Below are 14,763 nucleotides of genomic sequence, written 5' to 3' on the forward strand. Positions count from 1 at the left end.
CACACATGGATTTCGGTAGCTACGAGACGCTACTTCTCGAAACCGACGGCTCCGCCTTGGTGGTGACCGTGAACCGCCCGGAGGCCATGAACGCCCTGGCAGCGGCCGTGGTCGAGGACCTTTTGGCCTTGACCGAGAAACTATCAGCAGTGGGCATTGACGCCCAGTGGCCCATCCGCGGGATCATCCTCACCGGTGCCGGCGATAAGGCCTTCGTGGCCGGTGCGGATATCCGCGAAATGAGCTCGATGAGCGCCGACGCCGCCGAGGCCTACGCCCGGCAGATGCATACGGTGACCACCCGGCTGGAGGCGCTGCCCGTTCCGGTGATCGCCGCGGTCAACGGATTTGCGCTCGGTGGAGGGTGCGAACTCGCCCTGGCCTGCGACTTCATCTACACCAGCGCCCGTGGCAGCTTCGGCCAGCCGGAGGTCAACCTGGGGTTGGTTCCCGGATTTGGCGGCTCGGTGCGCCTGCAGCAGCGCATCGGCCTGGGCCAGGCGCGCGAACTGATCTACACCGGACGCCGCATCAAGGCCGATGAGGCCCTGCGGATTGGTTTGGCCAATGCGCTCTTCGACGATGCCGAGGCCCTGCTGGCAGGGGCCAAGGCCACTGTTCAGGAAATCGCGACCAAGGCACCCACCTCGGTGGACAACACCAAACGGGCGTTGAACCGGATCAACGGGCTCCCCGTGGCCGCTGGCCTGGAAGCCGAAGTGGAGAGCTTCCGTGAGGCCTTCGCAACCGAGGATTCGGTGGTCGGACGGGCAGCCTTCCTGGCCAAGGAGACCCCCGCCTTCCCGGGGCGCTGAGTGATGGCAGCACAGGACGACGCGGCGGCACCCGGACGTCAACCGGATTCGGTCCACCACTATGGGCCGAACCCGAGCCAATACGCCGAACTATATGTACCCAGTGAGCGACGGCTTCCGGGGGTCATCGTCATCATCCACGGTGGATTCTGGCGCGATACCTACGATGCCTCGCTGGGGCATCCGCTCGCCGCGGATCTGGTCCGCCGTGGCTGGGTGGTCTGGAACCTGGAATATCGGCGGACCACCGATGCCGAGGTCAGGGGCCCCGATACGGGGGGATGGCCCGAAACATTCGAGGATGTTTCCGCAGGCATCGACGCCCTCGGGCCGGTGCTAGCCGAGGCAGGACTGGAACGGGGCCACGTCGTCGTTCTGGGCCATTCCGCAGGAGGGCATCTCGCGGCGTGGGCCGCCGGCCGACATAAACTCCCCGCCGGTGCTCCCGGAGCGGAACCGGCAGTGAAGGTCGACGGCGTCGTCAGCCAGGCAGGAGTGCTGGAATTGTGGATGGCGAATTGGCTCAAGCTCAGCCACTCTGCGGCCGTGAAGCTCATGGAAGTCACCTCGGAGGAGGACCCGCGGCGTTGGCAGCTGGCCGACCCGGTGCGGATGCTGCCCATCGGAGTCCCGGTCATCGCCGTCCACGGTAAATCCGATGCAGATGTTCCTTCGGCCCTTTCGCGGGCTTATACGGACGCGGCGCGGGCCCAAGGCGACCCGGCACGAATGGTCTTCACGACCGGTGACCACCAGGCGTTGATCACTCCCGGGACCCCGGCATGGGATGCTTGTCTGGTGGCCTTGGCCGAACTGGCCGTTCCTGCCTAGCAGGGTCGGGCGACGGCGCACGGGAACACCGTCCGGTGGGCGCCTTCAGGCATCCACCGAGAGCAAAGGTAAGGTTGAGTAGTGCTGACTGTTATGGGCGAAGCCCTCGTTGACGTGCTGTCCGGCGGCCTCGCCGCGCCCCAGGCCTATGTGGGGGGCAGCCCCATGAATGTGGCGGTCGGGCTGGCACGACTGGGCCATCCCGTCTCCTTCGTCGGACGCTATGGCGACGACGAATACGGGGCCATGATCCACGAGCACCTGCGCTCCAACGACGTGCAGGAAGTACTCTCCCCCGATGCCCTGCCCACCTCCACGGCGCGCGGCACCCTGGACCCCGTCGGTGCGGCCAGCTACGAGTTCGACATGGTCTGGGATCTGTCGGCCTTCGACCCGGGAGCATCCGATGCCCTGGCCGACAGCCAACTGCTGCATACCGGATCGATCGCCACCGTCCTGGAGCCCGGTGCCGGCACCGTCAGGGCCGCCGTGGAACGCGCCCGTCCACATGCGACGATCTCCTACGACCCGAATGTGCGTCCCAGCTTCGTCACCAATCATTCACAGGCCATCGAAGATGTCGAACGCTTCGTCGCCCTCAGCGATGTGGTGCGGGCCAGCGACTCCGATCTGGCCTGGCTCTACCCCGAACGCAGCATCGAGGATACGGCCCACGCTTGGCTCGAACTCGGCCCGGCCATGGTCGTGGCGACCTACGGCTCCGGCGGCCCCTGGGGTGTCGTTGCTGCCGGCGAAGCGCGGACCCAGGCACCGGTCGTCGATGTTGCCGATACCGTCGGTGCCGGGGATTCGTTCATGGCGGCCCTGCTGTCCACCCTCGTGGACCGCGGCCTGGTCGGGGCGGCACGCCGGGAGGCGCTGCGCGGGCTTTCGGTTGCCCAGCTCGAGGAAATCCTCGACTATGCCGCCCGGGCTGCCGCGATCACCGTTTCTCGGGCCGGTGCCAACCCGCCGCGGCGCGACGAAATCTCCTGACCGGGCACCCCTGAGCCTCCGGTACCCATGCGACTCATAGCCAGCGACCTCGACGGCACCATCCTGCACCCGGACGAGACGATTTCCCCGCGAACGGTTCGGGCTTTCGCCGCTGCCCGTGCGGCAGGAATCCACGTGGTCTTCGTCACCGGACGCCCCTTTCGCTGGCTGAGCCCCGTGCAACGGGCGCTCGGCCATCTGGGAACGGTCATCTGTTCCAACGGCGCGTTGGTCTACGACCTTGAGGGCGAACGGATCCTGGGCAGCCACCAAGTTCCGGGCCCCGCCGTGGGCGAGGTCCGCCGACGCATCCAGACCCTCGAGCCGGCGGCGACGTTCGCCGCGGAGACCCTCTCCGGTTTACTGCTCGAACCTGGTTTCATCGACGCCGAGGAGGCTTCCCGGTTGCCGGTGATGGCCGAAGCGCCGTTCGACGTGGGCCGGCTGGAGGCCGAAGGCGTCGTGAAACTGCTGGCCAAGACCTCACGATATGATGCAGAGGCCTTCCAAACCCTCGTGGAACCCGAGGTCGCGGATCTGGTGTCGGTGACCCATTCGGCCCCCGGCGTCTCCCTCCTGGAAATGTCGCACCCGGGCGTCAATAAGGCCGTCACGCTGGCCGAATACGCGCTCGAACTGGGTGTTACCGCCGCCGAGGTCATCGCCTTCGGGGACATGCCCAACGACGTGCAGATGCTGGCCTGGGCCGGACGCGGCTACGCCATGGAATCAGGGCATGCGCTGGCAAAGGCCGCCGCGGGGCGCACCACCGCGTCACTGCAGGATGATGGTGTCGCCCAGGTGATTGAACGCCTGCTCTCCGGAGAGCCCCTCTAACCGCTGTCCGTCGCCCGCCTCGCGGTTGCCGAGACTCGGCTCAGGAACCGTAATCAGTCGGCTGGCGAGGCCCCGGGCCCGTCCACCAGGAGTCGGCAACCCGTGGCAGGGGGCGCAATAATGGCTCGGGCAGCAGGCCGGATTGCGGGAACGGGACCCCCGTGTTCTTCGGCGCCCAGCTGCCGGTGTTCACCGAGGCCAGCTCCTGGGTGCCGATGTCATCGAGGGCGAGGATGGTCCTGACTCCGTGATCGCGCAGGTAATAGCCGATCGAGGGATCCCTGGCATCCGCGGAAAAGGCGAGGGCGACCGGACCCTGTAGGCCCGACACGGAATATACCGATTCGGGAATGATGGGTGGTGTGCCGCCCCACGAGGAGAACCCGCGGGCCAGTTGCCAGTGGGCGAGAAGATGCTTGCGGGTGTGGGCCACCAAGGCCCCGTGGGCATCCCACCAATGGGCCCCGATGAAGGCCTTCCGCCCGGACGTCTCCACCGTGGAGGCGATCAACCCCACCCCTGCGCCCACCGCGATGGTGCGGAGCCTCTCGCGGAGGGCCGCCGACCCGGTGGCCCGCTCGGCGGTGACGAAGAGTTCCGGGGTGAGCAGCAGGGAAGCGCCGGCGTCGCTGGCGGTCTCGGCCCAGGCGCGGATCCGTTCGACATTGGCCTGCGGGTCAGGGCCCGGGGCGGCGAACGTGTGGTGCACTGTAGCTACACCCACCGGGGACCTCCTTGGGCGGTAGAGTCGGCACTGTGAGAACTCGGCAAACGAGCAGGTTCCCTTACCTGCATCCTACTGGTGGCCCCGCCCGTGACGATGGGCCATTGGCCTTTGCCCACCGCGGTGAGTCACTCGACGGTGGTGAAAACACCATGGAGGCATTCGGCGCGGCGATCAACCGTGGCTTCGGATATCTGGAACTGGATGTGCACACCACCCGGGATGGCGTCGTGGTGGTCTTCCATGATGAGGAACTTGATCGGGTGAGCGACGGCACGGGCGCGATCGCCGACCACGACTATGCGGAGCTTGCCACAGTCAGGGTCTCGGGACGCCGGATCCCACGTTTCGAGGAAGTGCTCGCCGCCTGGCCGGATGCCCGCCTGAACGTTGATATCAAGGACGAAGCCTCCGTGGCCCCGTTCGCCAACCTGATCAACAAATACGCGGCCCACGACCGGGTGCTGGTGGCCTCCTTCTCGGATGCACGCCGCCACCGGGTGCTGCGCCTGCTGGAGGCCCCCACGGCGTCGAGCCCGGGCCTGGTGACCATCGTGCTGGCTGTGCTGATGAGCAAGGTCGGTTCATTCGCTTTGCTGCGATGCCGGCTCAGGGGGATCGCCGCCCTGCAGGTTCCCGAACGTCAGGGCCCGCTACGCGTTATCACCCCGCGTTTCCTGGCCCAGGCCCACCGGGCAGGAATCCACGTGCATGTGTGGGTGGTCAACGACCGTCAGGATATGGACCGGCTGCTGGATCTGGGTGTGGATGGGGTGATGACCGACCGGGCCGATGTTCTGGCCGCGGTCATGAACGCGCGGGGGCTCTGGCCGCAGCGCGAAGCGACCGATCCGCTACCGCCGCACCCCGCCTCCTAGAGGGTCAGTGGGGTGACCAGTTCTGCCAGCGGGCGCAGGGCCCGGACGGCATAGCGCTCCATATCGGCGTCGCTGGCCCCGGCCAGCATCGATACCCAGGTCCCGTGCGACTGCAGCTTGCCCAGACGTAGGGCAGGTTCGATCAGACGACCGAGTTCGGCCGGTGTGCCGTATTCCTCCCACTCCCGCAGGTAGGCGGACACCGCTTGGCGGATGCGCGGATCCGCAGGCGTCGTCTTCAACTCCTTGGACATGGTGGCCAGCGGAACCGCCAGCGAGGAGAACGGGTGGGCCCAGTAGGCGTCGCCGAGGTCAAGGAAACGCAATGGTTCGTCCGTGGAGGCCGGCAGAAAGGCGTTGCCGCGGTGCAGGTCGTTATGATCCAAGGACAACGGCACCGCGGCTTCAGCCAAGAATTCGCACATGGTGCGCACCGGACCGAGCTGGCTATCGAGTTCCTCCGCATCACGGGCCGGAAGGTGCAGCGGGTGCTCGGAAGGCAGGGTGGCGTGGAACATGACCTGGTCGTCGATGTAGGCGGGCAGATGCCGCGGATCGAACTGGTTCAGGCCCGCATCGAAGAGCTCGTCACCGTGGGGGATGAGAGTTTTCTGCAGTCGGGCGAAATCGCGTAGGATCCGCTCCCACAGCTGGTGGTCGGTGCTGGGGATTCTGGCCATCGTCTCCCCGTAGTCGGGGGAGATCATCCAGCCACGCATCGGTTCCACGGCCAGGGGCATGACCAACTGGTCGGGGGCGATGCCGGCCGCCGTCGTGGTGACGGCAACTTCTGCCTGTTGGCCGGGATTGATCGCCTTGACGTAGAGGGTGCCGTGATCCGTGGGGACCAGGACTTGGGTGGACCATAGCCGGATGGGCCCGCGTTCCAACGGGCCGGTGCCTCGCAGATCGTAGGCGTCGAGCACCATGGAGACCCAGCCCTCGATCTCCTCGAGCCAGTCCGGGGTACCCCAATAGTCATTCCACTGCGCCACGGGCCGATCCTAGCCGAGTTTGCTCGGAGTCGCCCCGGTGCACTCGGGGGAATCGGTGGGTTCGGTGCCACGGAACCTCGCGGTGGTGCGCATCCCGTGGTAGATGGCCAGGGTGGCGATCGTGCCCAGGGCGATACCGCCGAACTGCATGGTTCCCACCGTGATGGTTGGGTCGGCGATGGCGATGATCAGCCCCGCGCCGGCGGTCATGAGGTTGATCGGGTTGGAGAAGTTGACCTGGTTTTGCACCCAGAGTCGGGCACCGATGATGCCGATCATCCCGTACAGGACGATTCCCGCACCGCCGCTGACCCCCGCGGGGATCGAGGAGATGGCGGCACCAAATTTCGGGAGGAAGGCCAACAGGATGGCTGAGGCTGCGGCGACCCAGTAGGCGGCCGTGGAGTAGACGCGGGAGGAGGCCATCACCCCGATGTTCTCCGCATAGGTCGTCGTCCCGGAGCCGCCACCGAATCCGGCGACCATGCTGGCGATGCCGTCGCCCATCAGGGCCCGGCCGTTGACGTCGTCCAGATCCTTGCGGGTCATCAGTGCCACGGTTTTCACATGCCCGATGTTCTCGGCGACCAGCACGAAGACGACCGGTAGGAACAGGGCGAGGGTGTCGAGGTGGAACTCGGGGAACGCGAAGGGCGGCAGGCCCAACCATCCGGCCTCGTTGACTGCGGTGAAGTCGATCTGATGTTGGGCCAGGGCGACGAGATAGCCGACGATGATGCCCACCAGGATCGACAGACGTCCCAGCAAGCCACGGAAGAGGACCGCGGTGAGGACGATGGCGGCCACCGTGGCGAAGGTGGTCAGCGGGACCGTTTCCATGGCTTCGGTGGTGGCCCCGGCCAGGTTCAGCCCAATGAGTGCAACGATCGTCCCCATCACCACCGGGGGCATGAGCGCGTGGATCCAGCCGGTCCCTGACTTCTGCACCACCAGCCCAATGATGAACAGTGCGGCACCGGAGAAGACGACGCCGCCCAGGGCGCCGGCAAAACCGTGCCCCGACATGGCAGCGGTCACCGGGGCGATGAACGCGAAGGAGGACCCCAGGTAGCTGGGTACCCGCCCAGCGGTGATGAGCAGGAACAGCATGGTCCCGACCCCTGAGAAGAACAAGGTGGAAGTGACCGGGAAACCCGTCAGGGCCGGCACCAGGACGGTGGACCCGAACATCGCCATCACGTGTTGGATGCCGATGCCGGTGGTCTGGAACCAGTTCAGTCGTTCGTCCGGGGCCACCACGGTGCCCGGACGGATCGTTGTGCCGTCGCCATGGATCTTCCAGCCGAAGCCGAGGTGATTGCTCATGGATGTCCTCCGTCGTGACCCTGCAGGTTGGTGGTGGGGTCCTCGTCGATGCGGGACCCCACGGAATCCTACAGCCCCGACCCTTGGCGCACGGGGTTGGGCCCCCTCTCGGGGGTTCCCGGTATCAGCCGATGGCCGCTACGGGGATCGGTAGGGAGGCGGGGCGTCCGGCGGTGTCCTCGGGGGTCTGGGCGAAGAAGGACAGTTCCTGCCGACTCGATTCGTCGAAGGCGCGGCGCATCCCGGCCAGGGTCGTCGACCCGACCCGCAACGCCACCTTCTGGACCAGGGCGATGGCCCGGCTGGTGGCTTCGTCGAACTCGGGGGAGGAATAGGCGGCGAGCCAGTCGGCATAGGGGTGGCCCGGAGAGGCGGAGGAGGCCAGTCGTTGGCCGATGTCCTGGTACAGCCAATAGCAGGGCAGGATGGCCGCCACGAGCTCGGGATAGGAATCGCCGGAGGCCACCAGATGGTTCAGGTAGGAAGACGTGGTGGGGCTCGGTTCCGGATCGGGGGCATGACCGAGCCGGAGCACATGCAGATTCCCTTCTTCTTCGAGGGCCCCGACGGCCCCGGAAGCCCAAAACTGCTGTTCCTCACGGTTTGGAGCCAATTCTGCAGCGCGGGAGAGGACCCGCGAGTAGGTCCGCAGATACAACGAATCCTGGGCCAGATAGAAGTGGAAATCCTCGGAGGGCAGGGTTCCGTCACGGAGTAAGCGGATGAACGGCAGATCGTCGATCCCCGAACGCAGTGCCGACAGATCATTCCACCAGGTGGTCAGCAAGGCCCCCGCCGTTGGTACCGCTGCGCCGTCCCAGAGTGCACCGAAGTGGTTCACCGGACCATGCCCGCCCCCGACCTCGAGTTCATCGGCACGGTAGAGGGCACCTTCGAGCCAGCCACGGGCCAGACGCAGGGCATCTCCCCAGTCCCCACAGCCGGCCCAGAGGGTGGCCAGCGCCGCGGACAGCGAGCAACCGGTCCCGTGGGTGTTCGGGGTATCGATGCGCGCACCCTCCACAGCGGCGAGGACGCCGTCGGGGCCGACCAGGGCATCCGGGCATCGATGGCCGGAGAGGTGGCCCCCCTTGGCCAAGACCAGGACCGAATAGCGTTCCGCCAGACGGGTCGCCTGGTCCACGACGTCTTCCCACCGGGTTGATGCCGGTTCCCCGAGCAATACCGCCAACTCCGCGATGTTCGGGGTCAGGACATCGGCCAACGGGAGCAGCCGACGCAAGGCCGCCTCGGCGTCGTGCTCCAATAAGCGGTCTCCCGAGGTGGAGATCAGCACGGGGTCCACGACGACGGCGGTGCCCGGGCGGGCGCCCAGCCAGGAGGTGGTGGCCTCGATGACCTCGGCGGTGGCCAGCATGCCGATCTTCACCGCATCGATGCGGACATCGGCGGAGACCGTCTCGAGTTGTTGGGTGAGGAATTCCGCCGGCGGGGTATGGACCCCGGTGACTCCTCGGGTGTTTTGGGCGGTCAGGGCGGTGATGGCGGCCATACCGTAGCCGCCGCAGGCGGCGATCGATTTCAGGTCGGCTTGGATGCCCGCCCCGCCGGAGGGGTCGGCACCGGCGATGGAGAGGATGTTGGGGATTCTCGAGGCGCTCATGCGTTCACCGTCCGTGATGCCCGGGTCCATTCATCCACCAGCGCCGCAGCAGCATCCCGGGGGTTCTCGGCGGAGCAGATGGCCCGCACGACGGCCATGCCGATGGCCCCGGCGGCGTGGGCCTCACCGGCATCGCCGGAACCCAGCCCGCCGATCGCCACGCAGGGCAGCGGGGCCTGGGAGATCAACGAAGTCAGGCCGGAGAACCCCAGGGGAGTCGGATGATCCTTCTTGGTGGGGGTGGCCCGCACGGCGCCGGTGCCCAGATAGTCGATGGTGCCCGCCGGCAGTGTGGACACTGCAGCGAAATGCTCCTCGGTGCTGGCGCTGAGCCCCAGCACGGCGTCGGGTCCGATGAGGGACCTGACGAGTTCGACCGGTAGGTCCTTCTGTCCGATATGGACCCCGTCCACCCGGATCCCTGCGGCGCGGCCCGCCAGGTAGACGTCCACCCGGTCGTTGAGGAGCAGCAGGGCTCGGTCGGCTGTGTGTTCGGCGCAGGCGGTCGCCTCGGCCAGGAACTCGCGGGCCGACAGGTCCTTGCACCGCAGCTGGATGGTCCCCACACCGGCGGCGACGGCGTCGGCCACGATATCCGCTAGTGGCCGTCCCGCGGTGCTGGCTGAGTTGGCGACGAGGTAGATCCCGGTCCCGGGAGTCGGCGTGCTCATGCGATCACCGCCGAAACAGACGGGTCGGTAGGTGAATAGGTCAAGGTTTGCGCATGTTGGTGCATGGGCGACATCCCTCCGCTAGTACGAACTAGATCAGGTTCTTGCCGGGTATGTTCTCAGTCCGCGCCGGTGGCGGACACCCCGTGTCAGTGATCGTGAGCCTACAGTCCCCCGCCGGGGGCGGCAAACCCGTTGGATGCCCCAGGGACCGTCCCCGCGCTAGTGTCGTACCCATGGCCACGAATCGACGCTCCCGTTCCTCAGCAGTTGCCGCGCCTATCGTGCAGGCGGGCCCCGAAGCCGAACTCCCGGCCACCGCGGCCCTCAGGCTCCGCGATGCCTCCGATTCTCGGCTGGCCCATCCGAGGAGGTTCCGCAGTGCCCAGCTCAAGGCCCTCGAACGCCTCATCCAGGATCATGAGCAGGACCTATGTGACGCGTTGATGTCGGATCTGGGTAAACCGGCGGCCGAATCGCGGTTGACCGAAGTGGACCGGGTGAAAGCCGAAATCGATCATGCCCAGTTATATCTGGGCGACTGGATGGCCGATGAGCAGGTGAAGGTTCCGCTGTCCTTGCAGCCGGCGTCGGCTCGTGTGCAGGCACGGCCCTTGGGTATGGTTCTGGTCATCGCTCCATGGAACTACCCGGTCCTGCTGCTGTTGGGACCGCTGGTCGGTGCCCTGGCGGCAGGGAACACCGTGGTTCTCAAACCCTCCGAACTGGCTCCGGCCACCTCCGCGGTGATGGCCTCCCTCATCCCGCAGTATCTGGATCGGCGTGCCGTTGCCGTCCTGGAGGGGGCAGCCGAGACGACAGCTGAACTGCTGAAGATGGATTTCGACCATATTTTCTATACCGGAGGCGAGCGGGTCGGGAAGATCGTGGCCCGGGCCGCCGCCGAAACATTGACTCCGGTGACCCTCGAGCTGGGTGGCAAGAGTCCTGCGGTGGTAGCGGACGGGAACTTCGCCGCGATTGCCCGGCGGCTGGCCCACGGGAAGTTCATGAATGCCGGACAGACCTGTGTCGCCCCGGACTACGTGTTGGCGGTTGGGGCCACGGCGGCGGCCGAACTGGAAAAGCAGCTGCCCCGGGCGATCGCCGCTTTCTATGGCAAGGATCCCTCCGGCAGTAAGGACTATGGACGCATCATCAACGCCTCGCACTTCTCTCGGCTGGCCTCCTTCCTGGGGCAGGGACGCGTGGTGGCCGGTGGATCCAGCGATGCTGACTCGAGGTACATCGCGCCCACGGTTCTGGCCGACGTCGATCCGGCGGCGCCGGTGATGACGGAGGAGATCTTCGGTCCGATTCTGCCGATCATCCAGGTCGACCGTTTCGACGATGCCGTGCGGTTCATCAACTCTCGGCCCTCGCCGCTGGCCGCGTACTTATTCAGTGAGCGCCCCCGCCTGCACACGTCTTTCGAGGATCAGGTGCGGGCCGGCGCCATCGCCCATAACGTGTGCAGCATGCATCTGGCCGTTCCGGCGCTACCCTTCGGGGGTGTCGGGGCCTCGGGGACGGGGAACTACCACGGCAAGTTCGGGTTCGACACCTTCAGCCAGCAGCGTCCGGTGCTATCCAAGACTGCCCGGGTCGACACCCTGAAGGCCATCTACCCGCCGTTCGGCTGGGCCAAACGGAAGATCATGCGTTCGATCGGCTGAATCGATCGGGCCACGTCCATCGAGAACACATGAAAGACCCGGCCCACACTGCGCGTGGGCCGGGTCTTTCGTTACGGAAAGCGCCGTGGCGCCTGCCGATTAATCGTGACTACTTCTCGGTGAGTGAATCCACGTATTCCTGGTTCTCGGAGATCCACTTATCGACGATCGGCGCATAATCGTCGGTGTCGGTGTCGTTGAACATCGCATTCTCCAAGGAGAACAGCTTCTCGTCGTCGATCTTGAAGTCGTTCAGCCACTCGGTCAGTCCCGGGTAGTTTTCCTCGAAGTCCTTATTGCCATAGGAGGTGATGGTTTCGGCCTTGCCCATGGCACCCTTCGGGTCCTTCAGGTCCTTGATCGGGAACTCATCGTAGGCCCAGTGCGGACGCCACAGGGTAACAACGATATCGTCGCCTGCCTTGGTGGCCTTCTTCAGCTGGCTCAGCATGGCTGGGGTAGAGGATGTCTTGAAGTCCATCTTCTCCAGACCGTAGTCCGGGATGGCGTTCTCCTGGGTGGCCTTGGTCAGGCCGGCGCCCGGGTCGATGCCGTAGATCGTGTTGCCGAACTTATCGGCGTTCTTCGCCAGCTGATCCAGCGAATCGATCGGGGCGTCCTCGTTAACGGCGATGGTCAGCTTGGCATCGTCGTACCAGGTGCCCAACTTGGTCATCTTGTCGCCGTACTTTTCCAAGTAGTCCTTATGCGTCAGCGGCATCCAGACGTCCATGGTCAGGTCCAGGTCACCCGAGGCAACGCCCGAGAAGACCGGAGCGGCGTCGGCGTCAGTAAGTTCGACGTCGTAGCCCTTCTTGTCGAGGATCTGCTTCCAGAGGTTGGAAACGGCCACTCCTTCATCCCAACCGGCCATGACGCCGATGTTCAGTGCGGCCTTATCGCCGTTTTCCGGCGATTCGGGGGCCGCGGAGCCGTCGCTTCCGGTGTCGCCGCTACCGCAGGCGGCCAGGGCGAGGGAGGCCACTGCGGCCAGCCCCATCATCGATGCGAGTTTCTTTTGCATTACTTGTTCCTTTCTTCGCGCCCCATATCCGGGGCGTAGGGTCTTTAGGCGTTCTTGGAGGGCACGTTCGATTGTCCGAAGGAGGCAGTGATGCGGTCCAGGACGATGGCCAAAACGACCACCGAGAGGCCCGATTCGACGCCAAGGGGGGTATTCAAGGTCGTCAGGGCCTTATAGACAGCCGCGCCGAGACCGCCGGCGCCGACCATGCCGGCAATAACCACCATGGACAGCGAGAGCATGATGACTTGGTTGATGCCGGCCATGATCGTGGGCAGGGCCAACGGGAACTGGATCTGGCGCAGGATGCGCCCCGGGGAGGCGCCGAAGGCCTGGCCGGCTTCGAGTACCTCGGTGTCTACGCTCCGGATGCCCAACTCGGTGAAGCGGGCACCAGGTGCCAGCGAGAAGACGATCGTGGCCACGATTCCGGGTACGGCGCCGATGCCGAGCAAGAGGATCGCGGGAATCAGGTAGACGAAGGCCGGCATGGTCTGCAGGAAGTCCAAGATCGGTTTGACGACAGCCGAAACGATTTTGGACTTCGCCGTGAGCACACCCAAGGGGATGGAAATGACGACGGCGATGAGACTGGCGACCAGAACCAAGGCCAAGGTCTCCATCGAGTTTTCCCACTGGTTCATCCCGTAGATGGCCACTAGCCCAATCACCGTGCCGAGGCCCAGCTTCCAGCTTTTGACCAGCCATGCCAAGAGGGCCAAGACCAGGATGACCGCCCAGAACGGCGGTGCTGTGAGGACCCAGGCCAGGGCGTCGTAAAAGTTCTGGAAAGCCGTCTTCAGAACATCGAAAAAGGGTTCGAAGTTCGCGGTGATCCAGTCCAGACCCGTTTCGGCCCATGTGCCGACGGGAATGCGGAATAGGTTGTCGCTCATTTAGAGGGCACCTCCGTCTGCGGTCGGGTCGGTCGGTTGGGCGGGGGCTTCGACATCCGTGGCTTGATCGGCGGCGACCACGGGGACGCTGCTGGTGGTCGAGGGAACGTTGCCCAACGCCGAGAGGAGGGTGGCGCGCGCGATGGCCCCGATCAGCCGGCCCTCATCGTCGACCACCGGCAGTGGCACCGGGGATTCGACGGAACGGCCAAAGAGGTCGTTCAGGGCCGTGTCGGCGGTGACCGGGTCGTTGCCCACGGTGATGATTTCTTCCAGGTTGGTGCCACCGCGTTCGAGCAGGGCCATGACCTCGCGGTCGCGGACGGCCCCGAGGAGCTTGCGCTGCCGGTCCACGACGAAGGCCGCCGAGGTCTGGAGATCGCGCATGGTCCGCAAGGCGTTGCGGGCACCGCCGGAGAGGTTGACGACGGAGCGTGGGGTTTCCATGACCGTGCCTGCGGTGAGCACCCGGGTCCTGTCGACGTCGCGGACGAAGGCCGAGACGTATTCGTTGGCCGGGCGGGTCAGGATGTCGTCGGGGGTTCCGATCTGCACGATCTCCCCATCACGCATGACGGCGATCCGGTCACCGAGGAACATGGCCTCGTTCAGGTCGTGGGTGATGAAGACGATCGTCTTGCCCAGCTCTGCCTGCAGCGAGGCCAACTGTTCCTGCATATCGCGGCGGATCAGCGGGTCAAGGGCTGAGAAGGCCTCATCCATGAGCAGGATATCGGTTTCGGAGGCCAGCGCGCGGGCTAGTCCCACGCGCTGTTGCATGCCGCCCGAGAGCTCGCTGGGGTATTTATCGCCCCACCCGTTGAGGCCCACGACATCGAGAATCTTATTGGCGCGGGCGGTGCGCTCCTCCTTGGAAACACCCTGGATCTCGAGTGCGTACGCAGCGTTCTGCAATACGGTGCGGTGGGGCAGGAGGGCGAAGTGCTGGAAGACCATGGAAATATGTTCCTGGCGGACCTGGCGCAACTTCTTCGCTGAGATCTTGGCGATATCGGTGTCGCCGATGACCACCGACCCGCTGGTCATCGGCCAGAGGCCGTTGAGCATGCGGATCAGGGTCGATTTGCCCGAACCCGAGAGGCCCATGACGACGAAGATTTCCCCGGGTTTGACCTCGAAGCTCGCATCAATCACGGCGGCGGTTCCCAAGGACGCCACGTCCTGGCGGGTTTTCCCGTTCTTCAGAAGTTTGACGGCCTCGTTGCCCCGACGGCCGAAGACCTTGTACGCGTTCGAGACGCGTAGCGCAGGTTGCCCTGTGTCAGTAGTGTTCACGTTTTCCCGTCCACGGTCTGGGTCCGGGTGGAGGCAGACCGTTTTTTCGGCGACCCGACCCCGACAACAAATCCCGCAGGCGCCTTCAGCGGCGGAGTCCCACGGGTCCTGATGAAAGGGCGAGTAATTGGCTTTCAGCCTTAACGCTAACAAGCGGATGTTCGCCTGCAGCGA

14 protein-coding genes and 1 riboswitch are annotated in these 14,763 nt (G+C 65.5%); of the genes, 6 read left to right on the plus strand and 8 right to left on the minus strand.

Annotated features, from left to right (window positions below; genetic code table 11):
- Window positions 1–5: 5 nt before the first annotated feature.
- The 4 genes from CIK75_RS14710 to CIK75_RS14725 all read left to right on the plus strand — a co-directional run bounded on the left by CIK75_RS14710 (window position 6) and on the right by CIK75_RS14725 (window position 3,479).
- Window positions 6–815, plus strand: coding sequence for an enoyl-CoA hydratase-related protein (locus CIK75_RS14710; RefSeq protein ID WP_086994036.1), 810 nt, complete (start codon window positions 6–8; stop codon window positions 813–815).
- Between the two features lie 3 nt (window positions 816–818).
- Complete coding sequence (locus CIK75_RS14715; RefSeq protein WP_086994154.1) at window positions 819–1,646, plus strand: alpha/beta hydrolase; 828 nt, start codon at window positions 819–821, stop codon at window positions 1,644–1,646.
- 81 nt (window positions 1,647–1,727) lie between these two features.
- Complete coding sequence (locus CIK75_RS14720) at window positions 1,728–2,642, plus strand: carbohydrate kinase (RefSeq protein WP_086994034.1); 915 nt, start codon at window positions 1,728–1,730, stop codon at window positions 2,640–2,642.
- A gap of 27 nt (window positions 2,643–2,669) precedes the next feature.
- A complete protein-coding gene (locus tag CIK75_RS14725; protein ID WP_086994032.1) occupies window positions 2,670–3,479 on the plus strand; it encodes a Cof-type HAD-IIB family hydrolase in 810 nt (269 codons plus the stop codon).
- 40 nt (window positions 3,480–3,519) lie between these two features.
- Here CIK75_RS14725 and CIK75_RS14730 read toward each other — a convergent pair whose 3' ends face one another.
- Complete coding sequence (locus tag CIK75_RS14730) at window positions 3,520–4,203, minus strand: hypothetical protein (RefSeq protein WP_143269146.1); 684 nt, start codon at window positions 4,201–4,203, stop codon at window positions 3,520–3,522.
- A gap of 32 nt (window positions 4,204–4,235) precedes the next feature.
- On the opposite strand from CIK75_RS14730, the gene CIK75_RS14735 reads away from it, so the two are divergent.
- The gene (locus CIK75_RS14735; protein ID WP_086994026.1) at window positions 4,236–5,081 is read left to right on the plus strand and encodes a glycerophosphodiester phosphodiesterase; all 846 of its coding nucleotides are present in this window, start codon (window positions 4,236–4,238) and stop codon (window positions 5,079–5,081) included.
- Here CIK75_RS14735 and CIK75_RS14740 read toward each other — a convergent pair.
- The 4 genes from CIK75_RS14740 to thiE form a co-directional block, all read right to left on the minus strand.
- Window positions 5,078–6,076, minus strand: a complete 999-nt coding sequence (locus tag CIK75_RS14740) for a phosphotransferase (RefSeq protein WP_086994023.1) — start codon at window positions 6,074–6,076, stop codon at window positions 5,078–5,080. The two genes, CIK75_RS14735 and CIK75_RS14740, sit on opposite strands and share 4 nt — an antisense overlap.
- Window positions 6,077–6,085: 9 nt before the next feature.
- Window positions 6,086–7,402: a solute carrier family 23 protein gene (locus CIK75_RS14745; RefSeq protein WP_086994020.1), complete on the minus strand. Its 1,317-nt coding sequence runs from the start codon at window positions 7,400–7,402 to the stop codon at window positions 6,086–6,088.
- A 124-nt stretch (window positions 7,403–7,526) separates the two neighbouring features.
- On the minus strand, window positions 7,527–9,026 hold the full coding sequence (locus CIK75_RS14750; RefSeq protein ID WP_086994016.1) for a bifunctional hydroxymethylpyrimidine kinase/phosphomethylpyrimidine kinase: 1,500 nt from the start codon (window positions 9,024–9,026) through the stop codon (window positions 7,527–7,529).
- A complete protein-coding gene (thiE, locus tag CIK75_RS14755; protein ID WP_086994013.1) occupies window positions 9,023–9,697 on the minus strand; it encodes a thiamine phosphate synthase in 675 nt (224 codons plus the stop codon). Before thiE ends, CIK75_RS14750 begins: the two co-directional genes overlap by 4 nt.
- A 56-nt stretch (window positions 9,698–9,753) precedes the next feature.
- Window positions 9,754–9,854, minus strand: a riboswitch (TPP riboswitch).
- Between the two features lie 79 nt (window positions 9,855–9,933).
- Here thiE and CIK75_RS14760 point away from each other — a divergent pair.
- Entirely contained in the window at window positions 9,934–11,373 is a 1,440-nt protein-coding gene (locus tag CIK75_RS14760) for an aldehyde dehydrogenase family protein (protein ID WP_086994010.1), read from the plus strand.
- A gap of 109 nt (window positions 11,374–11,482) precedes the next feature.
- On the opposite strand, the gene CIK75_RS14765 is transcribed toward CIK75_RS14760, so the two are convergent.
- Genes CIK75_RS14765 through CIK75_RS14775 form a run of 3 tightly spaced genes read right to left on the minus strand, consistent with a single transcriptional unit; the run spans window position 11,483 to window position 14,589 of the window.
- Complete coding sequence (locus tag CIK75_RS14765; protein ID WP_086994007.1) at window positions 11,483–12,397, minus strand: glycine betaine ABC transporter substrate-binding protein; 915 nt, start codon at window positions 12,395–12,397, stop codon at window positions 11,483–11,485.
- Between the two features lie 44 nt (window positions 12,398–12,441).
- A complete protein-coding gene (locus CIK75_RS14770) occupies window positions 12,442–13,293 on the minus strand; it encodes a proline/glycine betaine ABC transporter permease (RefSeq protein ID WP_086994004.1) in 852 nt (283 codons plus the stop codon).
- Window positions 13,294–14,589, minus strand: coding sequence for a glycine betaine/L-proline ABC transporter ATP-binding protein (locus tag CIK75_RS14775; protein WP_086994002.1), 1,296 nt, complete (start codon window positions 14,587–14,589; stop codon window positions 13,294–13,296). It abuts the gene before it with no gap.
- Window positions 14,590–14,763 lie beyond the last annotated feature (174 nt).

The sequence above is a fragment of the Glutamicibacter sp. BW78 genome (assembly GCF_002332245.1).
GTDB classification, from domain to species: domain Bacteria; phylum Actinomycetota; class Actinomycetes; order Actinomycetales; family Micrococcaceae; genus Arthrobacter_H; species Arthrobacter_H rhombi_A.